The organism is Streptomyces sp. NPDC059989, assembly GCF_042736975.1.
In the GTDB taxonomy this organism is placed as follows: Bacteria; Actinomycetota; Actinomycetes; order Streptomycetales; family Streptomycetaceae; genus Streptomyces.
Genome location: NZ_JBHWUO010000002.1, coordinates 200,240 through 221,925 on the forward strand (window position 1 = coordinate 200,240; position 21,686 = coordinate 221,925).

Below are 21,686 nucleotides of genomic sequence, written 5' to 3' on the forward strand. Positions count from 1 at the left end.
AGCCGTCTCCCGGGGACCTCTCAGGTCTCGTATGCGGCAGGAGCTATCCCGTGAGAGCGAGGTTGTGCAGTCGGGCGATGCCGAGCATGGCGTGTCGGACCCCGTCGCCCTTGAGACGGCAGTCGCGGAGGATCTTCCGGGTCTTCATGTGGGCGAAGACGTGCTCGACGCGGGCCCGGACCTGTTTGTGCGAGCGATTGTGCTCGCGCCTCCAGCCCGGCAACTCTTCGCCCGGGGTGCGGCGGTGGGGCATGAGGAGGCCGGTGCCCGGATAGTCTCCGTCGGCCATCGTGAGGGTCCTGCCCACGGCGGCCTTCGCGCCAGACTCCCCCCATGCCCGGCAGTCGTTGCGATTGCCGGGCAAAGGCTCACCGACCACAACGACCAGGCGGGTATCCGCGTCAATGACGACCTGGTGGTTGGTGGAGTACCGGTAGTTCTTCGACTGTTCAGCGATGCTGTGGTCCGGGGTAGGCACCAGGGTGCCGTCGACTACCAGCACGGTGTCCGTGGCGAACCGGCGCCGAGGCTGGAATGCGATGAGCGGGTCGAGCTGGTCGATGATGCGGTCGGCCGCCGACTTCGAGATGCCAAACAATGGGGCGAGTTGGCGCATCGTCAGGTTCGTGCACCAGTAAGCGACTACCAACAGCACCCGGTCCTCCAGCGGCAGACCCCACGGCCACCCCTGGCCCGGGGAGCTGGCGCCCTCGCGGCGACGCGCGGTCACCAACTTGCCGAAGACGCGCGGGCTCAGCCCGGTAAACAGGGCTATCCAGGACGGTTCCGACGCCGTGATCACACCTGACACGATCAAGATCATTGCAGGGCGAGATCACTTACGGGGCAACCCTTAGGCCCGTTCGTCCGCAGCGGTATGCGTCAGGATCGCGCCGACGATCGTCTCCCAGTCGGCTCGGTCGACCCCGTGGCCGGCGTCTTTCAAGGCCAACAGCTCCGCGGCGGGGATCTCTTCGGCGAGTGCCTCGCCGTGCCCGAAAGGGAACATCGGATCCGCGGTCCCGTGGATCACCAGCGTGGGCACGCTGATCGAGGACAGGGGTTCCCGGGATGGCTCGCCGTCCGGAAGTACGTCGTGGTTCCGCATGGCGGCGAAGTCGTGTGCACGCTCGACGTCCCGACGGACGAGGTCGCGGACGGCGGTCTCGTCGAACGGGCGCCGGCCTCCTGCGAGTACGCGCGAGTACGCGACCAGGTACTCGATCACCGAGGCGGCCTGTGACCAATCGACCTCCGCGGTCGATGCGAATCGCATGAACTCCTCGGTCGGCGGGGGCAGTTCGCGGTCGCCGGCCACGGCTCTGGACGTGCTGATCAGGACGAGCGAGAGGACCCGATCGGGATGGTCTAGCGCGAGCAACTGCGCGAACCCCCCTCCGGCCGAGACACCCACCACGTGTGCGGCCGGGATCCCATGGGCATCGAGTACACCGACGGCGTCGCCGACCAGATCCGCGCCCGTGTATCCGGGGCGGCCCGGCTCGTAGGTGACCGATCGGCCGGTGTCGCGGTGGTCGTAGCGGATCACGAAGCGTCCGCCCTCGGCGAGCATCCGGCAGAAGCCCTCCTCCCACCAGAGCATCGAAGCCCCCGTGCCCATGACGAGCAGGACCGGTGGGTCCGACCGATCGCCGAAGGACTCGGTGCACAGTTCGACGCCGTCGGTGTCGATCATCCACTCAGACATCGCCAGGTCTCCTCACCGCACCCATTGTGCCTCTGCGCAGGGCTGGGTACCGGCTAGGGGAGGGCCCGTCTCAGCTGGTCGAGGTAGGTGCGCACCTCGGGGAGCTTGGGGTGCGTGGGGCCGCCGATGCGCTCCAGGGCGGCGATGAGGCGTTCGGTCGCCTCGATCGCCTCGTCGACCCGGCCGGCCTGGTCGTAGCCGGAGATGAGGCCGATCAGCGCGTCCAGGGTCCCCGGGTCGTCCGGGCCCAGGCTGTGCTCGCGCGCGGCGAGGGCCGCCTTCAGGTAGGGCAGGGACCGCTCCGGGCGGCCGGCGTCCAGGTGGGCGATCGCGAGGTTGTGGTAGCGGTAGGCGATCTCGTCGCTGTCGGCTCCGTGGATGCGCTCGAAGCCGTGGATGGCCCGTTCGTAGCAGGCGATGGCCGCGTCGAGGTTCCCGGCGTCGTGGTGGAGGTGCGCCAGGTTGTCCACCCAGATGTAGGTGTCGAGGTGGTCGGGGCCGTAGTACCGCTCCTTGTCGGCGACGATCTCCAGGCAGAGCGCGGTGGCCTCGGGCAGCCGGCCCGCCTCGCGGTAGGCGGTGAACAGCTTCTGCTTCCGGGCCTCCAGCTGCTCCCCGCCCGGCGGCAGGAGGCGCCTGCTGCCGGCCACGGCCTCCTCCAGCAGGGTGATCGCGCGGTCGGCGCGGCCCGAGGCGGCGTAGGCGCTCGACAGCTTCTCGCGCCAGGTGAGGCTCTGCTCCTCGTCGGTGTCGGGGTTGAGTTCGCTGCCCTCCACGGCCTGTTCGAGGTAGGGGACGGCTTCGGCGGGGCGCCCCGCCGACAGGTGGGCGGCGCCGATCCCCTGGAGGGTGATCAGGGTGTCGCGCGCGTGCGGGCCCATGGCCGCGGACTGGTGGGTCAGGTTCTCCAGCAGCAGCGGGATCGCCCGGTCCAGCATGTACGTGTCCCCGGGCGGGGCGGCGGCGGACCACATGCACAGGAAGAAGGCGTAGTTGTGGCGCAGCCGCAGGACGTCCTCGTGGCTCGGGCCCAGCCGCCGCTCCGCCTCCGCGAGTTCGTCGCCCATCCGCAGGGTGGCGTCCATGCCGAGGTGCATCGGCGTGTCGTCGGGCTCGCCCAGGCGCAGGTCGAGCGGATCCGCCGGAGACCCGGGCGCGGGCGCGGGCGCGGGCGCGGGCGCGGGCGGTGGATCCTCCGGATGGCCCGGGTCCGGCGGGTCAGGTCGGTTCGGCGGGCTCTCCGGGGTGCGCGGGTCCTCCGGGATCCGGGGCTCCTCCGGGCTGCCTTTGGCGCGCTTCCTTCGGAAGAACATCGCGTCACTCTCCTCGGTCGGTGACGGTCACCAGGAGGGCCCGAGGTCCCGTACGAGCTCCAGCAGTTCCCGGATCGCGGCGTACGGCGCCCGCCCGCTGTCGAGGTAGGCGTTCAGGGCCGCCCGGTCGGCCGCGGTCAGCGAGGCCGTCGGGCGTTCGGCGAAGGAGAGCGGGTCGCCGAGGTCGTGCACGGACGAGCCGTGCACCACGTGGCGGCCGCCGGGTGCGGCGGTCACCAGGCGCGGGGCGCCGCGGGACGGCCCGGCGAGCGGGCGCGGCTCCGGGACCGGGGCGAGGCCCACGGAGTCGTTGAAGTACGTCGTCTCCTCCCCCCGGGCCCGTCCTCCGACGACGCGCCACCCCGGGACCGCGAACAGGTGCTGCAGGCTGCGTCCGGACGTGTTCCAGGCGGTCACCATGGTCTGGTCGGGATCCTGTTGGAAGAGGTAGACACCGCCGGTCGAGGCGGCGGTCACGAACTCGTCGGGTGAGAGGAAGGCGGCGGCCCGTACGGTGCCGTGCTGCTCGGGCACGCCCCACCAGCCGCGGGCGGACAGCGGCTGCAGACCCGCGTCGGTGAGGATCACCCGGCGGTCACCGGCCAGCAGCAGCCGCTCCCCGGAGGGGTCGACGGCGTGGACGGTGCAGCGCTCCAGGCCCAGGTCCGGCAGGTCGATCCGCTCCAGCGGCCGGCCCACCGCGCCGACCAGGGCCACGGGCTCGCTCCACAGGAGGACGACGAACCCGCGGGCGGTGGCGAAGGTCCGGGCCGAGATGAGCTCCGGACCGCCGGCCAACACCTCCACCCGGCCCGGCCGGTACAGGACGAGTTCGGGAGCCAGCCAGAGGTCCGTGCGCAGCGCGAGGACCGCGTCGGGCCCGAGGCAGGCCACGGCGTCGGTGCCCACCCTGAGGTGGTCGGCGGACCAGAGGCGGGAGCGGGAGGCGAGGTCGTACACGTCGATGCGGGTGGCGTGCTCGTCGCGGGGGCGCCCCTTGCCCGGGCCGCGGTACGTCTCCCAGGTCATGACCGGTGCGCCGGGGGCGAAGGAGACCCGGTCCGGGGCCACGGGGCCGTAGCGGTGGGGCAGGCGCCACACCGCCCGCGCGGCGGCCGACCGCGCGGCGCGCTCGGCGGCCTGCGGCCGGTGGCGCCGCGAGGTCAGCCGGGCGGCCAGAGCGCGGCCGGGGCCGTCCTCGGGCGGGGCCCAGTGCTCGGCCGGGTGGCGGTGGGCGATCCGGATCGCGTCCGTGACGGGGATCCTTCGCATGAGGTCCCACAGCGCGGCGGGGTCGGCGGCCCGTACGAGCTGCTCGGCGGCCTCGTCGATCTCCGCGGGCGTGCCCCAGGGCAGGCGGTCGGCGCCGCGCCGCTCACGCAGGTAGAGCAGTGCGCGGCCGATGGCGCCGCGTTCCGTTTCGACGGTCGCGGCGCTGTGCGGATCGAGGGCGAGCCGCTCCCGGTGCAGGGCGAGGCTCTCTTCGACGATGGCGACGGCCTCCGTGTGCCGCCCCAGCGAGATGAGCCGGGCCGCCGCGTCGTCGAGCCGGTCCACGAGGACGTCCCGGTAGCGGGTGCCGACCTCGCCGAGCTGGCGGTAGAGGTGGAGCGCCTCCAGGAGGGCGTCGACCGCTTCGGCGTACCGCCCCGCGCTCCACAGGTGCAGGCTCTGGATCCCCAGGCTGCCGGCCAGGTCGTTCCCGTACCGGACGGGATCGAGGTCCGCCATCTGGCGCGTGTACGCCACCACCGCGCCGGTGCCCTCGGCCGCCTCCTGCGGGCGTCCGGACTTCGCCAGCAGGAAGCCCCTCACCATCTCCAGGTTCCCGACGTCCGAGGACATGGACCACCACAGGAGGGGGTCGCGGTCCAGCACTTCCCCGAAGAGGCGTTCCGCCTCCCGCACGGACTCCTGGGCCCGTTCCCCGGCCCGGGTCTCCCAGAGGGCGAGGGCCAGCCGGGTGTGGGCCTGGGCCAGGGAGCCCAGGACGGCCGGAGTGTCCGCGTCCTCCCGCATCAGCGCGATCGCCTCCTGGAGGAGGTCGATCCGGCGCTCGGCGGCGAGCTCGTGGAGAAAGAGGCCGCCGAGGTTGAGGAGGGCGTCCGCGTACGAGGACCGGTGCGACGGATCCTCCTCGGCGGCCTCCCTGGCCAGGCCTACGGCCTCCTCCATGTGCGCGAGCGCCTCGGTCCGCCGGCCCGTCCTGAGGTGGGCGGTGGCCAGCTGCCTGGAGAGCCGGGCCCGTTCCATGCCGTCCCCGGCGCCTTCGAGGCGGTGGGTGGTGAGCCGCAGGGCCAGTTCCCCGGCCCCGCCCTGCACCCGTACGTCGTCCGGGGGCACCAGGGGCTCGATGGCCTCCAGGACGTCGACGGCCACGGTGTCGAGGGTGGCGATGGCGGTCAGTACCGCGTCGCCGCCGCGGACGGCGAGGGCGGGGTCGCGGCGCAGCAGCGGGAAGAGGACGGCGGGGCCGATGTGCGGCCAGCGTTCGGCCGCGGCGATGAGGAAGGTGAGGGCCCGGGGCGTCCAGGCGGGCGCGGCCCCCGCTTCGCGCCGGAGGATGCGGGTGGTCGCGGTCACGGACCACAGGTCGGTCGGGTAGCCGGTGACGGGGCTGCCGGGGAGGGTGAGGGCCAGGTAGTCCTCGGCGAGCCGGTCGGGCAGCAGGGGTTCGAGTACGTGGGCGGCCGCCGGGTCGGTGGGCGGGTAGTGGACGGCGTGGGCGGCGAGGACCCGGTCGGCCGGGGCGCGCAGCAGGAGCCCGTCCAGGAGCGGGCGGGCGACGTCACGGCGCAGGGGGCCGGTGAGGACGGCGGTGAAGACGGTGCGGGCGAGGTCGAGGGCGCGGCGGTCGTCGTCCTCGGAGCCGATGTCGGCCGCACCGCCCGCGTCGTGCCCGTCCGGCCGGCGCCAGTTCTCGTGTTCGCGGTCGAGCAGGTACGCGGTCATGCCGGCGAGGTCGGCGGGCGGTTCCCGGCCGCCGGCCCGGGCGTCCACGGCGGTGAGCGCGGCCATGTGGACGGCGAGGGTGAGCCCGAAGTCGGGGCGGGCGAGGTCCGCGTAGGGCGGGCGCAGGTCGGCGAGGGCGGCCGGGTCCGGGTAGTGGGCCGCGAAGCTGCGGCGGGCGGCCTCGAACATCCGGCTGCGCTCGCCCTGTTGACCGGAGAGCGGCTCCAGCGGCTGGTCGGAGAGGTCGGTCGCGCGCCGTTGGCGGTTCAGCTGCGCCCGCAGGGCGGGCCAGGGCCGCACCGACCGGGCGATGAGGAGGATCCGCGCGGGGAGTTCGCCGAGGAGCAGTCCGTTGTGGAACAGCCAGGTGAGGTGGGCGTCCGGCCAGCGGTCGGCGTAGTCGACGAGGAGCAGTACCCCGGCGCGGTGGTCGGTGCGCAGGTCCTGGCTGCCCTGGGCGGGCGCGTGGGTGTCCGTGCCGTGCACGGCGTCCACGACGAGCCAGCCGGCGTCGGCGGATTCGGCGGCGAAGCGGGCGGCGAGGCGGGACTTGCCCGCGCCGCCGGGTCCGTGCAGCCAGCGTACGGCCGACCGTGCGGGCTGCTCGCGCCACTCCCGCAGCCGGGCCAGTTCCGCTGCGCGGCCGGTGAACTCCACGATCTCGCTGCGGGCGTCGAGCATGCGGCTGGGCTGGGCGCGCAGCCAGGCCGAGTCCCGCCGCAGGGTGTCCGCGGCGCCGTGCGTGTCGCGCGCGTACAGCAGGTAGACGGGGGTGCCGTCGCCGAAGACGTGGATGTCCGCGCCGACCGCGCCGTAGGCGAAGCCGGCGACGGCGCGGACTTCCTGGTGGACCTCGTCGGGGAGGTCCACCGTCAGCGGGTCCCGTCCGCGCCGTCCTCGTCGGCGGGAGGTGGCACGTGCCCGTCGGCCGCCTGGTGGTAGTGGAGGTTGCCGCCCTGCACGGCGAAGAGGGTGCCGTGGTCGCGTGCGGTGTTCGTCTGCGTCCAGACCTGCCGCTCGGCCGGCAGGCCGCTCTGCACGCGGGCGATCAGCTCGCGCAACTCGCCCTCGGAGTCGGGGTGTTCCTCCAGCAGCAGGAGCAGCCGCCGACGCCATACGGGCAGCAGCTCCGCCCGGATCTCGTCCGCGCCGGCCGGTTCGGCGCGGCCGACGAGGACGGCGTCCTCGTCGAGCTGCGCCCCGACCAGCTCGCCCCGGGCCTCACCGCCGCGCCCGAAGAGCCGGACGACCCCGCCGCGGGCACCTTGCCAGACGTCGGTGGCCATGGCGCCGATGAGCGCGGTGGCGCCCGCGCCGGCGAGTGCCGTCAGTGACTCGGCCAACATCCGTCCTCCTGGGTTCGATGCGCCGGGCAGCAGCCCTCGGGATGCCGAACTCCCCTTGCCTGGACCCAGGTTAGCCCGCGCCCGCGCGGTGGGCGCCCGTCCTCAGCCGCGGAAGGCCGCGGGGCGTTCCGGGGAGGCCTGGGCCAGGGCCTTGGTGACCCCGTCGATGCCCTCGCGGAGCCCGTAGACGGGGGTGTCGGGCTGCTGGCGCCAGGAGTCGTCGATGCCGCCGGCGTCGACGGTGTCGAAGCCGAGTTCGTCGATGAGGGCGCGGACGGCCTTCTTCGCGGCCTCGTCGTCGCCCGCGACGGGCAGTGCGATGCGGTCCGGGGCGCCGGCCGGACGGTGCAGGTCGAGGATGTCCTGGGCATAGGTGCCGTTGAAGGCCTTGATGACGCGGTGCCCGAGCTGCCGCTCGGTCCACCGGCTCTCGGTCAGGCCCTCGTCCTCGACGGCGGCGATCCGGCCGTCGCGCTGCTGCGGGTAGTAGTTGTTGGTGTCGATGACGCTGAAGCCCTCGGCGGCCTCGTCGAAGAGGCCCGCGGGCAGGTCCGGCACGTTCTTGAAGGGGACGGTGACCACGACGATCTCGGCGCCGCGCGCCGCTTCGGCGACGGTGACGGGGGTGGCCCCGGTCTCCTCTGCGAGCGCGGTCAGGGTCTGGGGGCCGCGCGAGTTCGCCACGGACACGTCGTGGCCGAGGGCCGTGAGGCGGCGGGTGAGGTTGCCGCCGATGTTTCCCGCGCCGATGATGCCGATCTTCATGAGCTCTCCAGTGCGTCCGGATTCGGGTGTCGCACCGGTACGAACCCGCCCGCCCTGCGGGGCATTCCGTCCTCGGGCGCGCGTCCCCCGGACGAGCGACGCGATCGGGCCGACGTACGAGGTCCGGCGGCGCCGGGGGCGCACCTCTGACCTGGCCCGCGCCTCCGGCGGCGTAATATTTCGGCCATTTCACACATTCCGAGAACCGGACGGGTCCGGGGCCGCGTCGGTCAGTGCAGTCACTCAGCACGGGGAAAGGCTCAGACGATGTTCAAGCTCCCGTCCAGGCGCACCGCCGCCGTCTCCCTCGCGGCCGTCGCCGCGCTCTCCCTCCCCTTCGGCACCACCGCCTCCGCCTCGGCCGGCGGTTCCGCACCGAAGGCGGTCCCCACCGCCGCGGCCCCCTCCGTATCGGGCAGCCCCGAGGCCGCCTTCACCCGGATCGCCGACTTCTACGGCTCCTACATCGACGCGGTCTACGACGGCGACGGGGCGACGGCCGAGCGGCTGCGCTCCTTCTACCTCTCCCCCGCGCTCCAGGCGGAGCTGGCGAAGTGGGAGGAGGCCAACCACGCCGACGGCGTGCTGCGCGCCCAGAACGTGCCGCTCCAGTGGAAGGTCACCTCCACCGGCAGCGGCACGGGCAAGACCAATGCCACGGTCACCCTGACCTGGGGCGGCGGCGACACGACGCGGATCTTCGTCCAGGCGGACCTGGCCACGCGGAAGCTCGTTTCCATCAAGGACTGACCCGCGCGAGGGGGCCGGGACCCCGTCCGGGCCCCGGCCCCCTCGTCCGCCGTTTCCGGCGCTTCTTCCCGCTTCTTTCCGCTTCTTTGCCGCTTCTTGTTAGGCGCCGCTCGCGTCGAGCATGTCCTCGCGCTCGACGATCTTCACGCGCTCGCGGCCCTGGGGCTCACCGAGGGCCTTCTCGGCCGCGTCGAGCCGGTGCCAGCCCTCCCACGTGGTGTAGCGGACGCTGCGCTCGGCCAGGAAGGACTCGACGGCCTCCGGCGCGGGCGCGGCCGGCTCGTGCAGGCGGCCCTCCGCGTGGTCGGCCAGCAGGTTCGCGACCGTCTCGTTCGCATCGCCCTTGGTGTGGCCGATCAGGCCGACCGGACCGCGCCGGATCCACCCGGTCACGTACGTCGACTGCAGGTGGCCGCCGGCTTCGACGACGCGGCCGCCCTCGTCCGGAACGGTGCCGGAGTCGACGTCCCAGGGAAGCTTGGGCAGCTCGTCGGAGAGGTAGCCCACGGCCCGGTACACGGACTGGACGTCCCAGTCGGTGAACTGGCCGGTGCCCTTGACGTTGCCGGTGCCGTCGAGCTCGGTGCGCTCGGTGCGCAGGCCGACCACCTTGCCGTCCTCGCCGAGCACCTCGGTGGGCGACTCGAAGAAGTGCAGGAACAGCTTGTGCGGGCGGTCGCCGATGTCGCGGATCGCCCAGTTCTCGAGGGTCTTGGCGACCATGTCCGCCTGCTTGTTGGAGCGGCGGGTCGTGATCGAGCCCTCGTCGTAGTCGATGTCCTCGGGGTTGACGATGACCTCGATGTTCGGCGAGTGGTCCAGTTCCCGCAGCTCCATGGGGCTGAACTTGGCCTGGGCCGGACCGCGGCGGCCGAAGACGTGCACCTCGAGCGCCTTGTTGGCCTTGAGGCCGTCGTAGACGTTCGGCGGGATCTCGGTCGGCAGCAGCTCGTCGGCCGTCTTGGCCAGGATGCGCGCGACGTCGAGGGCGACGTTGCCGACGCCGAGCACGGCGACCTTCTCCGCCTCCAGCGGCCAGGTGCGCGGGACGTCCGGGTGGCCGTCGTACCAGGAGACGAAGTCGGCGGCGCCGTAGGAGCCGTCGAGGTCGACACCCGGTATGTTCAGCGAGCGGTCGGCGGTGGCGCCGGTGGAGAAGATCACGGCGTCGTAGAAGGAGTGCAGCTCGTCGAGGCTGATGTCGTTCGGGTAGTCGACGTTCCCGAAGAGACGGACCTGCGGCTTGTCCAGCACCTGGTGGAGGGCCGTGATGATGCCCTTGATGCGCGGGTGGTCGGGGGCCACGCCGTAGCGGATCAGACCGAAGGGCGCGGGCATCTTCTCGAAGAGGTCTATGGACACACCGGGCTCGGCGGCGGCCTCGGACTTCAGCAGCGCGTCGGCAGCATAGATACCGGCGGGGCCGGCACCGACGATTGCTACTCGCAGAGGGCGAGGCATGGCAAGGGTTCCCTTCGAGCGACAGCAAGATGGATCAAGGGAACCCTAAGCGAAGGCAATCCTAACCCGGCACCCGGCATCGGGTTATGACCCCATCAGCAGAACTTATGACCCCTCAAAGCGAACCTTGGATATCGGACGCCTGTATACGACCCCTCTTATGCTGACCCGTAAAGATCGAACTGGGATCCGAGCAGGAGGCAACGGTGCGAATCGAGCGCCACACGGTAACGGATGCGGCGCTGGACGCGGCGTTGGAGGGGTTCGCCGAGCGCATCGAGGGCGAGGTGCACCGGATGGGCAACGACGAGGTGCCCGACTACGGTTGGAGCCGGGTGTCCGAGTCCTTCCTGGACTACGTGGGCGCCCGCTCGCTCCGCGATCCCGAACGGCTCGGCGGGAAGGACTGCCGTCTCGCCGTCCAGTCCGCGGCCACGGCCGCGATCGGCGCGATGGCCCTCAACGCGGGCCTGAAGGACCGGGCGCGCTGCATCGTCGAGTACACCGGCAGCGGGATCCTCTACGAGGACGACGCGCCGGCCCCGGCCGAAGCCGCCGCGTCCCCGCGCATGTGGCTGGACGCCTTCCACCTGCACTGGATCAGCGGCGCCCAGGAGGAGAACCTGCTCATCGACGCGGCCCCGCCGCTCCGCGGCCGCGAGGAGCGGCCCGACATCGCGCTGATCCACGCCCTCATGGCCTACGGCTTCGGCCACATCGAGGACCGGGACCCGGCCGAGGCGGGCAAGGGCACCTCCGACGCCCAGCGACTGGCGGTGGTCGAGGCGGCGGCCGCCGCGGTCGCCGCCGGCACCGACCTGCCGGCCCACCGGGCGACCCTCGCCACCCTGCGGGCGCTGGCCGCCGGCGACCGCCCCGGCTTCGGCCGCGCGCTGGCGGCGCAGCTGGAATCCCACCGCGAGCGGCACTCCACGCAGGACGCCCCCGCACCGCGCACCCTGCTGCCGCTCGACGCGATCGTCCTCGCGTCGATGGCGCAGTGGCGGGGCGAATGGCCGGACGGACTCTCCTCCGACTACCTTCCCGCCCCACTGCTCCGCCGTTTCGAGCAGGGGGAGCCGCGGGTGCGTCCGTACGGGCGCAAGAAGCGCGCCGACGCCGTCGAGGCCCTCGCCGCGGAACCGCTCGTGGTCGAGCGGCCCGCGCACCCGCTGGCCGCGGGGGCGGATCTGACCCCGTACGACACGCACGCCCAGGAGCTGGTGGACGGGTTCCGCTCGGCCGCCACGGGGCCGGAGCGGGCGGCCGGCTTCCTGCTGGGGCTGATGGAAGCGCAGCTGCGCCGCTTGCGGGTGCGGGCGGCCGTCGACCCACAGGGTCGTGACGCGCGACAGCAGGAGGCGCTGCTGTGCGCGGCCGAGGCGGGGGCGGGGGCGCTGCGCCTGATGAAGTCCGAGCCGGGATCGGAGCCGGCGGTCACCGTCGGGGGCACCACGCGCCGGCTGTCCGCGGGCGGCGGCGGTGCGACCGGCGGCCCGGCCCCGTACGTCTGGCTGGACCTGGTGGCCCTGGGGCTGATCACCGGGCAGCGGAGCCTGGTGGCCGACTGCGTCCTGGCCGACCCGGAGATCTTCGCCCGGAGCGTCACCGCGGGCGCCGCGTACGGGGCGGCGCTCCAGGCCTACCTGCGCGGGGCCGACCCGGAGCCGGCGCTGGACCGCGCGCTGCGGACCATCGTGCCGCTGCGCGACTCGAACTTCGTCGTGCCGCCGGTCGTCCTGCTGTCGCAGCTCGTCGAGGGCGACCGGGAGGGCTTCGCCCTGGCGCTGGCGGACGCTCTGGAGGAGCACCGGGACCACTACGAGGTCGGCGTACTGGGCCGGGAGACGGAGGCCACCCTCAGCCTGGACATCCTGGCGCTGGTCTGCCACGCCCGGCGGATGGGCTGGCCCGTGCCGGTGGTCTCCCCGTACCTGCCCGAGGAGCTGATCAAACTGAACTCGCTGGTCAGCGGGCACACCAGCTGACAGACTGAAACGGCTTGACCACCCCAGGAGGACACATGGCAGACGAGACAGACACCCCGCAGGACGAATCACCGGCCGACGAGGCCAAGCGCAAGTTCCGGGAGGCACTGGAGCGGAACGCCGCCAATGCCCAGTCCCAGCAGGCGCACCAGAGCCGGGCCAAGGTCCAGGGTGCGAGCAGCGGCCCCGGCGGCAAGAACAAGAAGGTCCGCCGCAAGACCGGCTGACCCTCGGACACGAGGTGCTCAGTCTCGCCGTCACGGCGGCGAGGCCGGGCCGCCCCGGTGTGTTGGGCCACCCGGGTGAGAGGGGATAACCCCGAGCGTCGCCGGCAGTTGATCAGCGCGTCCCGCCGAGGGCAGCCATCACATGCGACAGAGCGACAGAAGGATCCCCCACATGTTCAAGAAGTTCATGGCCACCGCCGCGGTCACCGCCTCCGTGATCGGTGTGGGCGCCGCGGCGGCCAGTCCGGCCATGGCGATCGGCAACGACGACGGCATCAAGACCGTGAACGGCAACGGCGAAGCGCAGATCTACGGCAACCAGGAGACCAAGGGCGCGCTGAGCCCCCAGGCCAGCCTGGTCCAGGGCTCCCTCAACAAGCTCTGCGTCGGTCTGCCGGCCAAGGCCAACGTCCAGTCGATCCTGCTGATCAACGTGGGCGTCCAGGACATCCCGGTCCTGTCGAACCCGCAGAACCAGCAGTGCGCCGAGAACTCCACCCAGGCCAAGGGCGACGAGCCGCTCTCGCACATCCTGGACAACATCCCGGTCCTGTCGGGCAACCTCTCGGCCAACAGCTGACGCTCACCGTCCTACGGCTCCGCGCCGGCGTGGCACGCTACGCCGGCGCGTTTCCGTGTGCCCGGGCCAGGGCCGTGGCCAGCTGGGCCCGGGAGCGGACGTCGAGCTTCTGGTAGATGCGGGTCAGGCGCGACTCCACCGTCTTGACGCTGAGGAACAGCTTCGCCGCGGCCTCCTGGTTGCTGGCCCCCTGGCTGACGAGCAGGGCGAGGCGGGTCTCCGCCTCGGTCAGGGCCGCGATGGCCGCCACCTCCGGACGGCCGGCCGCCTCGCCGGCAGCGGGCTCCCGGGCGAGCGCCGTCCACGGAGCGGCTCCCGCCCGTTCGAAGACCGCGGCCGCCGCCAGCAGCGCGGCGCGGGCCGGTGCGCGCCGTCGGCGGCGGCGTTCCACCCGGGCGAGCGCGAGCAGGGTGCGGCCGCGCTCCAGCGGCAGGCTCAGGAGCTCGAACCGCTGCGCCGTGGCCTCCAGGACGTGGACGGCCTCGTCGGCCTCGCCCTGGACGGACAGGCACAGGCCCCGGGCCCGGTCGAGGGCGGCGACGACCCCGGTGCGGCCGAGGCCGCGGGCGACGGTGCGGACGGAGTCGATCAGGCGGGCGGCCTCGTCGGGTGCGTCGGCGGCGACCAGGGCCTCCGCGAGCTCCCCGTGCCAGCGCAGGATCGAGGGGTCCACCACCTGCTGGGCGGCCTCCAGTTCGGCGACGCGGCGCAGGGTGGCGACGGCCTTCGCCGCCTCGCCGGTGGCCAGTTCGACGAGGCCGAGCGCGTGCAGGCTGCGGGAGAGGAAGACCTGGTCGTGCTCCTCCTGCGAGGCCTGGATGCCGCGCCGGGCGTATCCGGCGGCGCGGGCGAAGCTGCCGCCCATGGCCTCGGCCATCGCGGCGATGTACCAGGCGGGGCCGGGCGAGAGGCCCGCCTCGATGGTCAGTTCCAGGGCCCGGCGGGCGCGGGCGGAGGCGGCCTTGCAGCGGCCGCTGCGCAGTTCGGCCTCGGTGAGGCTGCGCAGGACCTCGAAGACGTCCTCGGCGGAGCCGGTGCGCTGGACGGCGGGCAGCAGGACCATCAGCTGGTTGCGGGCGTCGTCGAGCCGGTCGTCGAAGAGGGCGTGCCGAACGGCGAGGTACTGGGGCGCGTTGCGCATGCCGAGCGGCACCTCGGGAGCCGGGAGGGCGAGGGCCTCGGCAAGGATGGCCTCGGCGCCCGGGTCCCCTAGGATGCGGCCCATCCGGGCCCGTACGGTCAGGGCCATGGCCTGGGCGGTCCGGTCGCCGCCGAGCGCGGCGAGGGCGCCGGCCCGGGCCGCGGCGTCGCGGGAGCGGACGGGGTCGCCGTCGCTGAGGTTGTGCTTCCAGGCGATCCGCAGTTGGACGGCGGCCTGGAGGGAGGGGTCCCCGGCGGCCTCGTCCATGGCGTACGCGAAGGTCTCGTCGAGGGCGCCGAGGGCCTGCCCGGCGGCGTCGATGACGGCGAGCCGGACCCGGACCCGGTCGGCGGGCGAGGCATCACGGGCCAGGACGGCCCGGGCGGCGAGGCGGGCGAGGTCGGCGCGGCCGGCCCAGCCCGCGTCCTCGGCGGCGGTGACGAGCCGGGCGAGCGTCTCGCCGGCCAGGAGTGACGGCGTACGTTCGGCGGCGAGCATGCCGAGTTCGGCGGCGAGGGCCCGCTGGCCCCGGCGGCGGCAGACCGCCGCGGCCTCGCTGATCTCCGCGGCGAGCCACTGGTCGGGGGTGTCGACGGCCAGCGCGCGGTGGCGTACGGCCTGGACGGGGTCGTCGACGGCGGCGGCCAACGCCGCGTGGCCGGCGGCGCGTTCGGGCCAGCCCGCGTCGGCGGCGAGGGCGGTGGGCAGGGCGCCGGCGGTGAACTCCACGGTGCCGTCCTCGCCGACCCGGACCAGCGCGGCCCGTTCCGCCTCGGCCAGCTCCGCCTCGGCGTCGGGGCGCCCGGCCCGGCGCAGCAGGGCGGTGGTGGGGCGGGCGGCGAGGGCGGCGAGCAGCAGGGTGCGGCGGGCCTGGGCGGGGGCTTCGGCGAGCAGCCGGCGGGCGACCTCGCGGGCCTGTCCGGAGACGGGCAGGACGTCGGCGTGGTGGGCGCCGCCGTCGCGGGAGCCGGCGGCTTCGGCGAGGGAGTGCCCGAGGGCGAGGGCGAGGCGGGGGTTGCCGCCGCTGGCCTGGTGGATGCGGCCGGCGAGGCGGGCGGGGAGCCCGTGGCGGACGAGGAGTTCGGCGACCTCGTCGGCGCCGAGCGGGGGCACCCGTATCGCGGGGGTGCCCGTACCGCAGAGGGGTTCGCCGACCGGTGTGCCGCCCTGGACGCATTCGGCGACGAGGACCCGGACGCGGGGCGGGGTGAGGCGCAGGGCGAAGCGGAGCAGGTCGGTGCTCTCGGCGTCGAGCCACTGGGCGTTGTCGAGGACGAGGAGGACGGGGTTGCGGGCGGCGAGCGTGCGGAGCACCTCGACGACGGCGAGGCGCAGCGCGACGTGGTCGCGGCCTGCGCGGGGGGCGTCCGCCTCGCGGCACAGGAGGGCGATGGCGGTGCGCTGGGGGCCGGAGAGCCGCTCCAGTGCGCAGCCCGGAACGGAGGCCAGGAGGGCGGCGGCGGAGGCCTCGGGGATCCATTGGTCGGTGGCCTCGGGGGCCAGGCGCAGCACGGTCTCGCGGCGGGATTCGGCGGCGGTCGCGACGGCGCGGACCACCTCGGTCTTGCCCGCTCCGGCGGGTCCGGTGAGCAGGGCGCGGCCGTGCTCGGTCAGGGCGCGGTCGACCGCCCTGATCAGTTCGCCGTGTCCGACACTTGTGTCAGCGTGCCCCGTCGCCGCCACCACGCACAGCCACCAGCCTTCCGGTCCCCCTGTGCCCTTCCTGTGAGACGCGACAATACGAGGTCGGATGCCTGGTGGGCCCGCATTGTGACGCAGAAATCAGCCAGAGGACGGGAAAACCCGTCGGACCTGCCGATACGAGGTGTATCGACAGGTCCGCGGGCTCTGTTGGTCCGTACTATCGGTCCGTCAGAAGGTGAGGTTCCAGGAGTTGATGTAGCCGGTGTCGCCGCCGGCGTTGTCGTTGACCCGGAGCTTCCAGGTGCCGTTGGCGACCTCGGAGGAGGCGTTCACGGTGTAGACGGTGTTGATGTTGTCGGTGCCGCTGCCGGTGCGGTTGTGCACGTTGTAGACGGTGCCGTCGGGGGCGACCAGGTCGACCTTCAGGTCACCGATGTAGGTGTGCACGATGTTCACGCCCACCTTGAGGGCGGCCGGGGCGTTGCCGGTCACACCGCTGACGGTGATCGGGCTCTCGACGGTGGTGTTGTCGCCGATGGTCACGTCCGAGGTGTTCTCGAAGACCGGGGTGGTCGGGGTCGAGGTCACGGCGGTGACGGTGGCGGCCGCGTCGGCGAGGCCGGCGCCGCAGCCGCCGGTGCAGGTGCCGGCGAGCGGGCGGGCGCTGGCCTTGATCGCCGACTCGATCTGGGCCGGGGTCAGCGAGGGCTTGGCGGCGACGAGGAGGGCGGCGAGGCCCGCGACGTGCGGGGCGGCCATGCTGGTGCCCTGGTAGGGCTTGTAGATCTCGGCGCCGGGGGTGGTGGTGCCCGCGTTCAGCGTGGAGAGGATGCCGTTCTCGGGGGTGGTGACGGTGCCGGGCGTGTCGGTGGCGCGGCGGGTCTCACCGCCCGGGGCGGCGATGTCGATGATCGCGCCGTAGTTGGAGTAGAAGGAGCGGTCGCCGGTGCGGTTGCTGGCGGCCACGTTGATCACGTTGGCGCAGCTGGCGGGCGAGAAGCCGCTGGCGTTGGCGTTGCTGTTGCCGGCGGCCACGACGACGGTGGTGCCGCGGCCGACGGCCGCGTTGATGGCGTTCTGGTAGCTGGTGCCGCAGGCGCCGGAGCCGCCGAGGCTCATGTTGATGACCTTGGCGGGGGTGGCGTTGGCCGGGACGCCCGCGACGGAGCCGCCGGACGCCCAGGTGATGGCGTCGACGATGTCCGAGGTGGTGCCGCCGCACTTGCCGAGCACGCGGACGGGCTGGATCTTCGCGTTGTACGCGATGCCCGCGACGCCCTTGGCGTTGTTGGCGGACGCGGCGATGGTGCCCGCGACGTGGGTGCCGTGCCAGGAGGAGCTGCTGGCCGTGGAGCCGGTGCCGCACTCGCCGGCCGCGGTCCAGTCGCCCTGGTCGGCGGCGTTGTTGTCGCGGCCGTTGCCGTCACGGGCGTCGACGGCGTCGGAGATGAAGTCGTAGCCGGCGACGATGTTCGACGCAACGTCCGAGTGGGCGACGTAGCCGGTGTCGATCACGGCGACGGTGACGCCGGAGCCGGTGGTCTTGTCCCAGGCGGCAGGAACGTTCATGCCGGCGGTGGGCTCGAAGAGGTCCCACTGCTTGGCGTACTCGGTGTCGTTCGGGGTGACGGCCGTGGCGTAGGCGCGGGTGTCCAGCTCGACGTAGGCGACGTCCGGGTCGGCCTTGAACTGGGCCATGACGTTCGCGGCCTCGGCGGGGGCGGTGGTACCGCCCAGGCTGACGAGGGCGGCACCGGTGCCGAGGCGGCGGTCGAACTTCGCCTTCTTGCCGGCCTTCTTGCCCTTGGCGGCGGCGTCGGTGGCGGCCGCGGTGTTGGAGCTGGCCTCGGTGGCGGAGGACTTGTATCCGACGATGAGGTTCTCGACCGGGGCGGCGGGGGTGGCGACCGAGGCGGCCGGGGCCGCGGGGATCTCGGCGGCCAGGGCCACGGAGGCGGTGGCGGAGCCCGCGAGCAGGGTGACGGACATCGCCACCACGGATATGAGCCTACGTCTGGATGCGTGCACGGTGTTCCCTTTCGCGGGCCGTTCCGGGCAGGCCGGAACGGCCGGTCGGTGCAGTGTGGGAGGTGTACCGGCGGCTGCGGAACCGGGGCGAGCTGGTCGAACTCTCCCCGGCGCCGCCGCGCGCCACGTTGTCCCGGCCGCGACGGCGGGGCAGGGCAACGGCGGTGCCGGCAATTCCCCGGGCGGCACGGCATCGCGCCATGTGGGGTGGGCGCGTTGGCCGTTGACCTGGGGAAGATCGCCGGTGGGCAGACAGTAGGCAACGCGGAGATGAACCGGATACGGGGAAAACCCTTGTCCGCCCCCTGCCGCTCCCCCCTCGGGTCCTACCGCCGCCCTTGTTCTCCGCTATCAGGGGCGGGGCGGGAGGAGCTTACGGTAGTAGGTCCAGCTGGTTTCGTTGGGGTCGCTCCACTTCTCCGGAGCGTGTGCGAACTCGGGATGCCGGTCGGCGACGTACGCGCGGGTGCGCTCGGGGACCTCGGCGTAGGAGCCGAGTTTGCGGCCCCGGCAGTGGAAGGTGAGACCGCCGGGGCGCTGCCCCTGTTGCATCCAGGGCAGCCACGGCGACATCCGCGTCCAGGACATCGTCGAGGGGACGCTCGGGGCGTCGGTGGTGAGGGCGGCCGCCGGCGCGAAGAACTGGAACAGCTCCAGCGCCCGGTAGGTGTCGTCGGCCGACTGGGCCGGATACTGCGCGACCGGCAGGGGCGAGGGGTAGGCCAGCGGGATCTCCAGGCTGAAGCAGACCTGGTCGCCCAGCTCCGTCACGGGGACCGGGAAGGGCCGCAGCCGCTGGTTCGCGGGGTCGTTCCAGACGTGGACCACCGGCTTGTCCTGCCAGGTCTCCACGATCTCCCGGGTCCGGGGGTCGAGGTAGAAGGCGGCTTCCCTGGACAGCAGCCGGTAGCCGCCGGTCTCCTCGTCCGCGGTCAGCCGGGCGACGTTCAGCCCTTCGAAGCCGAAGAGCCGCTCGTACGGCTCCCCCGGGGCCCAGGAGTACACGTCGCCGGTCCACCAGAAGGTCACCTCGGCGCCGTCGAGCGAGGCGCGGGTGCGGGCCAGGGCCCGCAGGAGCTCGGCGGGCGTCATTTCGGATGTCATGGGCCGTACTGTGCGCGGCGGCCGACCCGCACGGCAAGGGCGCAAACGGACAATCCACCCGCCGCTGGGGCCGGTTCGCGCCGCCCGGGACCGGCATGCGGACGGGGTACCGACCGGCATGCGGACCGGCATGCGGATGCCCGGTTGACTGGGCTGTCGCCACCGGCAACCGTGACCGCCATGGGGAACGAACGCCGACTGCTCACTCTCGTCGTCTGCCTGGTCCTGGGCAGCGGGCTGATCGCCGCCGTGCTGGGGGCCTCGCGGGCGGCCGGGCCGCACGCGGGGGCGGGGGCGGCGGCCGGCCCGGCCGCCGGCGACTACGTGGACATCCGCGACGTGCCGCGCGCGCCGGCCGCGGCCCCGGCCGGGCCCGACACCTCGGCCGGCTCGGTGGCGGTGGCGTGCGGGCGCAACGAACAGGGCCACTACAACGAGGACAACCTGGTGGTCTCGCCCGGGCTGCGGGCCGGCGCCCACCACACGCACGCGTACGTGGGGAACCTGTCCACGGACGCGATGTCGACCGACGCCTCCCTGGACGCGGCCGCCACCAGCTGTACGGGCGGGGACCGCTCCACGTACTACTGGCCCGTGCTGCGCCGCCTCGACCGGCAGGGCACGCGCCCGCACGAGGGCGCGGCGGGCCACGGCAACCAGGGCGAGATCCTGCCGGAGGCCTCGGTGCTGGTGGAGTTCCGCGGCAGTCCGGCCGGCAAGGTGGTGCCGATGCCGCGGTTCCTGCGCGGGATGACCGGCGACGCCGTCGCGTTCACGGCGGGCAGCGACGCCGACGTCCGGGCCCGCTGGGGCTGTTCCGGCTCCCCCGACCGCGCCACCACCCACTACCCGCGCTGCCCCGCGGGCGACCGCGTCACCCGCACCCTGGTCTTCCCCAGCTGCTGGAACGGCCTGGACACCGCCAGCGCGGGCCACCGCTCGCACCTGCGCTTCCCCGGCGCGGGCGGCCTCTGCCCGCAGGACACCTTCGCCGTGCCCGAGTTGCGCATCTCCCTCTCCTACGAGGTCCCCTCGGGCGTGGCCGTCGCGCTGGACTCCTTCCCCGAGCAGCGGCACAGCCCCCGGACGGACCACGGGATGTTCGTGAACGCGATGACCGACCGCCAGATGGCGGCGGTCGTCGCCTGCCTCAACGAGGGCCGCGACTGCCGGATGTGAGCGACGGCCGCGAGTGACGTACGCCACATGAACCGGAGTCGTACGGGGGGCGTGTTCCGACCGCACCACACAAGCGAGGAAGACGGAGAGGGTGAGATGGCCGGACCACTGTGGCCCCGCACTCGGCGGGGCTCGACCGATGAGGCACTGATCAAGTCGGTGTACGAGGAGCACGGTCACGCCCTGCTCGCGTACGCCACCCGGCTGACCGGGGACCGGGCCGCCGCCGAGGACGTCGTCCAGGAGACGCTCATCCGGGCCTGGCGGCACTCCGAGGTCCTGGTCAACGGAAAAGGTTCGGTACGCGGCTGGCTGCTGACGGTGGCCCGCAACATCATCACCGACCGCTACCGGGCCAAGGCCGCCCGGCCGCCCGAGGTCTCCGGAGCCTCGGCCACTCCCCCGGTGGAGGCGGACCACGCCGACTCCGTGGTGGACAGCATGACGGTCCTGGGAGCCCTCGACCAGCTGTCGCCGGAACACCGGGACGTGCTGACGGAGTTGTACTACCGGCAGCTCAGCGTCGCCGAGACGGCCGACCGCCTCGGCATTCCGGCGGGGACCGTCAAATCGCGTTCGCACTACGCACTCAAAGCCCTCCGCGAGGTCTTCCGGGACAACAGCGGCGGGGACAGAACGTCCGGAAACGGCAATCGATCGGGCAGGCCGCCCCAGCAGCCCGCCGCACTGCGTGAGGTGGTGGCATGAACCGGCAGCGGCACGAGGAGGAACAGCTCGGCCCGTACGTGCTCGGCGTCCTGGACGAGGGGGAGGTCCGCCGGGTCGAGGAACACATGAGCGGATGCGTGCAGTGCCGGGAGGAGGTGGCCGCGTTGCGCGAGATGGAGGCGGCACTGGGCGAGGTGCCCGAGGAGGCGTTCCTGGACGGACCGCCGCAGGGCGGGGACCTGCTGCTCCAGCGCACCCTGCGGGAGATGCGCGGCGAGCTGGCCGGTGCGCGGCGCCGCCGGGTGGCGCTCGGGGGACTGGCCGCGGCGGCCTCGCTGGCCGCCGTGTTCTGGGTGGGTACGCAGCTGGGCGCCGGTGACGCGGGCCCGGTGGCGCTGCCGTTGCCGTCCCCGACGGTGTCGACGGCCCCTTCGACCCAGCCGGCCGGGACCAAGGTGGGCTCGGCGACCGATCCGGCCACGGGCGCGCGGCTGACCGTACAGATGACCCCCGCCGCGAAGTGGGTGAGGGTGCACGCGGCCGTCACCGGGGTGCCGCAGGGCGAGCGGTGCCGGCTGGTCGTGGTCGCCAAGGACGGTACGCGCACCACCGCCGGCGGCTGGGTCGTGGGCGGCACGGCGAACGGCGAGGCCAAGGGCTCCGGGCTGGACGGCTCGGCGGCCGTGGACCCGGCGGACGTGCAGGCGATCCTGGTCGAGAACGAGGCCGGCAAGCCGTTCGTGTCCGTACCCCTGTGACCGGCTCGGCCGACCGGCCGGGGCGGGGACACGGGGAGGACACGGGAACGTGACGGAGCCCGGGAGCATGTCC

Annotated in this window: 17 protein-coding genes; 7 read left to right on the forward strand and 10 right to left on the reverse strand. The window is 73.4% G+C overall.

Features of this window, described 5'->3' with window-relative positions:
* Positions 1 to 43 precede the first annotated feature (43 nt).
* The 6 genes from ACFWBN_RS02765 to ACFWBN_RS02790 form a co-directional block, all read right to left on the reverse strand.
* Positions 44 to 811 (reverse strand): transposase, encoded by a 768-nt coding sequence (locus tag ACFWBN_RS02765; protein WP_385169444.1) that lies wholly within the window; start codon positions 809 to 811, stop codon positions 44 to 46.
* Positions 812 to 853: 42 nt separating this feature from the next.
* Positions 854 to 1,708, reverse strand: a complete 855-nt coding sequence (locus ACFWBN_RS02770; RefSeq protein ID WP_385169447.1) for an alpha/beta fold hydrolase — start codon at positions 1,706 to 1,708, stop codon at positions 854 to 856.
* Between the two features lie 53 nt (positions 1,709 to 1,761).
* Complete coding sequence (locus ACFWBN_RS02775) at positions 1,762 to 3,021, reverse strand: tetratricopeptide repeat protein (protein ID WP_385169450.1); 1,260 nt, start codon at positions 3,019 to 3,021, stop codon at positions 1,762 to 1,764.
* 27 nt (positions 3,022 to 3,048) lie between these two features.
* Positions 3,049 to 6,843 carry a hypothetical protein gene (locus ACFWBN_RS02780; RefSeq protein WP_385169453.1) on the reverse strand — a complete coding sequence of 1,265 codons (3,795 nt, stop codon included), beginning with the start codon at positions 6,841 to 6,843 and terminating at the stop codon, positions 3,049 to 3,051.
* 2 nt (positions 6,844 to 6,845) lie between these two features.
* A complete protein-coding gene (locus ACFWBN_RS02785; protein WP_385169456.1) occupies positions 6,846 to 7,319 on the reverse strand; it encodes a hypothetical protein in 474 nt (157 codons plus the stop codon).
* A gap of 102 nt (positions 7,320 to 7,421) precedes the next feature.
* Positions 7,422 to 8,228: an NADPH-dependent F420 reductase gene (locus ACFWBN_RS02790; RefSeq protein ID WP_385169459.1), complete on the reverse strand. Its 807-nt coding sequence runs from the start codon at positions 8,226 to 8,228 to the stop codon at positions 7,422 to 7,424.
* 123 nt (positions 8,229 to 8,351) lie between these two features.
* Between ACFWBN_RS02790 and ACFWBN_RS02795 the strand changes: the two genes are divergently transcribed.
* Positions 8,352 to 8,834: a hypothetical protein gene (locus tag ACFWBN_RS02795; protein ID WP_385169462.1), complete on the forward strand. Its 483-nt coding sequence runs from the start codon at positions 8,352 to 8,354 to the stop codon at positions 8,832 to 8,834.
* A gap of 99 nt (positions 8,835 to 8,933) precedes the next feature.
* On the opposite strand, the gene ACFWBN_RS02800 is transcribed toward ACFWBN_RS02795, so the two are convergent.
* Entirely contained in the window at positions 8,934 to 10,295 is a 1,362-nt protein-coding gene (locus ACFWBN_RS02800) for an FAD-dependent oxidoreductase (RefSeq protein ID WP_385169465.1), read from the reverse strand.
* A gap of 206 nt (positions 10,296 to 10,501) precedes the next feature.
* On the opposite strand from ACFWBN_RS02800, the gene ACFWBN_RS02805 reads away from it, so the two are divergent.
* The 3 genes from ACFWBN_RS02805 (at position 10,502) to ACFWBN_RS02815 (ending at position 13,090) form a co-directional block, all read left to right on the forward strand.
* On the forward strand, positions 10,502 to 12,283 hold the full coding sequence (locus ACFWBN_RS02805) for an Imm49 family immunity protein (RefSeq protein ID WP_385169468.1): 1,782 nt from the start codon (positions 10,502 to 10,504) through the stop codon (positions 12,281 to 12,283).
* A gap of 35 nt (positions 12,284 to 12,318) precedes the next feature.
* A complete protein-coding gene (locus tag ACFWBN_RS02810; RefSeq protein ID WP_327412189.1) occupies positions 12,319 to 12,510 on the forward strand; it encodes a DUF5302 domain-containing protein in 192 nt (63 codons plus the stop codon).
* A 172-nt stretch (positions 12,511 to 12,682) separates the two neighbouring features.
* Positions 12,683 to 13,090 carry a rodlin gene (locus tag ACFWBN_RS02815; RefSeq protein WP_385169472.1) on the forward strand — a complete coding sequence of 136 codons (408 nt, stop codon included), beginning with the start codon at positions 12,683 to 12,685 and terminating at the stop codon, positions 13,088 to 13,090.
* 37 nt (positions 13,091 to 13,127) lie between these two features.
* On the opposite strand, the gene ACFWBN_RS02820 is transcribed toward ACFWBN_RS02815, so the two are convergent.
* From ACFWBN_RS02820 to ACFWBN_RS02830, 3 genes are all read right to left on the reverse strand, one after another.
* Complete coding sequence (locus ACFWBN_RS02820) at positions 13,128 to 15,917, reverse strand: AAA family ATPase (RefSeq protein WP_385169475.1); 2,790 nt, start codon at positions 15,915 to 15,917, stop codon at positions 13,128 to 13,130.
* Positions 15,918 to 16,103: 186 nt separating this feature from the next.
* Entirely contained in the window at positions 16,104 to 17,864 is a 1,761-nt protein-coding gene (locus ACFWBN_RS02825) for a S8 family serine peptidase (protein ID WP_385169718.1), read from the reverse strand.
* Between the two features lie 390 nt (positions 17,865 to 18,254).
* Positions 18,255 to 19,007 (reverse strand): DUF1838 family protein, encoded by a 753-nt coding sequence (locus tag ACFWBN_RS02830; RefSeq protein ID WP_385169478.1) that lies wholly within the window; start codon positions 19,005 to 19,007, stop codon positions 18,255 to 18,257.
* Positions 19,008 to 19,187: 180 nt separating this feature from the next.
* Here ACFWBN_RS02830 and ACFWBN_RS02835 point away from each other — a divergent pair, with 180 nt between their 5' ends.
* The 3 genes from ACFWBN_RS02835 to ACFWBN_RS02845 all read left to right on the forward strand — a co-directional run bounded on the left by ACFWBN_RS02835 (position 19,188) and on the right by ACFWBN_RS02845 (position 21,613).
* On the forward strand, positions 19,188 to 20,186 hold the full coding sequence (locus tag ACFWBN_RS02835) for a DUF1996 domain-containing protein (protein ID WP_385169481.1): 999 nt from the start codon (positions 19,188 to 19,190) through the stop codon (positions 20,184 to 20,186).
* A gap of 96 nt (positions 20,187 to 20,282) precedes the next feature.
* Positions 20,283 to 20,894: a sigma-70 family RNA polymerase sigma factor gene (locus tag ACFWBN_RS02840; protein ID WP_385169483.1), complete on the forward strand. Its 612-nt coding sequence runs from the start codon at positions 20,283 to 20,285 to the stop codon at positions 20,892 to 20,894.
* A complete protein-coding gene (locus ACFWBN_RS02845; RefSeq protein ID WP_385169487.1) occupies positions 20,891 to 21,613 on the forward strand; it encodes an anti-sigma factor family protein in 723 nt (240 codons plus the stop codon). Before ACFWBN_RS02840 ends, ACFWBN_RS02845 begins: the two co-directional genes overlap by 4 nt.
* Positions 21,614 to 21,686: the final 73 nt, after the last annotated feature.

Excerpts from the sequence above, each read along its gene's own strand:
- ACFWBN_RS02770 (WP_385169447.1), bottom strand. The coding sequence starts at position 1,708 with ATGTCTGAGTGGATGATCGACACCGACGGCGTCGAACTGTGCACCGAG.
- ACFWBN_RS02775 (WP_385169450.1), bottom strand. The coding sequence starts at position 3,021 with ATGTTCTTCCGAAGGAAGCGCGCCAAAGGCAGCCCGGAGGAGCCCCGG.
- ACFWBN_RS02785 (WP_385169456.1), bottom strand. The coding sequence starts at position 7,319 with ATGTTGGCCGAGTCACTGACGGCACTCGCCGGCGCGGGCGCCACCGCG.
- ACFWBN_RS02795 (WP_385169462.1), top strand. The coding sequence starts at position 8,352 with ATGTTCAAGCTCCCGTCCAGGCGCACCGCCGCCGTCTCCCTCGCGGCC.
- ACFWBN_RS02800 (WP_385169465.1), bottom strand. The coding sequence starts at position 10,295 with ATGCCTCGCCCTCTGCGAGTAGCAATCGTCGGTGCCGGCCCCGCCGGT.
- ACFWBN_RS02810 (WP_327412189.1), top strand. The coding sequence starts at position 12,319 with ATGGCAGACGAGACAGACACCCCGCAGGACGAATCACCGGCCGACGAG.
- ACFWBN_RS02815 (WP_385169472.1), top strand. The coding sequence starts at position 12,683 with ATGTTCAAGAAGTTCATGGCCACCGCCGCGGTCACCGCCTCCGTGATC.
- ACFWBN_RS02825 (WP_385169718.1), bottom strand. The coding sequence starts at position 17,864 with ATGTCCGTCACCCTGCTCGCGGGCTCCGCCACCGCCTCCGTGGCCCTG.
- ACFWBN_RS02830 (WP_385169478.1), bottom strand. The coding sequence starts at position 19,007 with ATGACATCCGAAATGACGCCCGCCGAGCTCCTGCGGGCCCTGGCCCGC.
- ACFWBN_RS02835 (WP_385169481.1), top strand. The coding sequence starts at position 19,188 with ATGGGGAACGAACGCCGACTGCTCACTCTCGTCGTCTGCCTGGTCCTG.
- ACFWBN_RS02840 (WP_385169483.1), top strand. The coding sequence starts at position 20,283 with ATGGCCGGACCACTGTGGCCCCGCACTCGGCGGGGCTCGACCGATGAG.
- ACFWBN_RS02845 (WP_385169487.1), top strand. The coding sequence starts at position 20,891 with ATGAACCGGCAGCGGCACGAGGAGGAACAGCTCGGCCCGTACGTGCTC.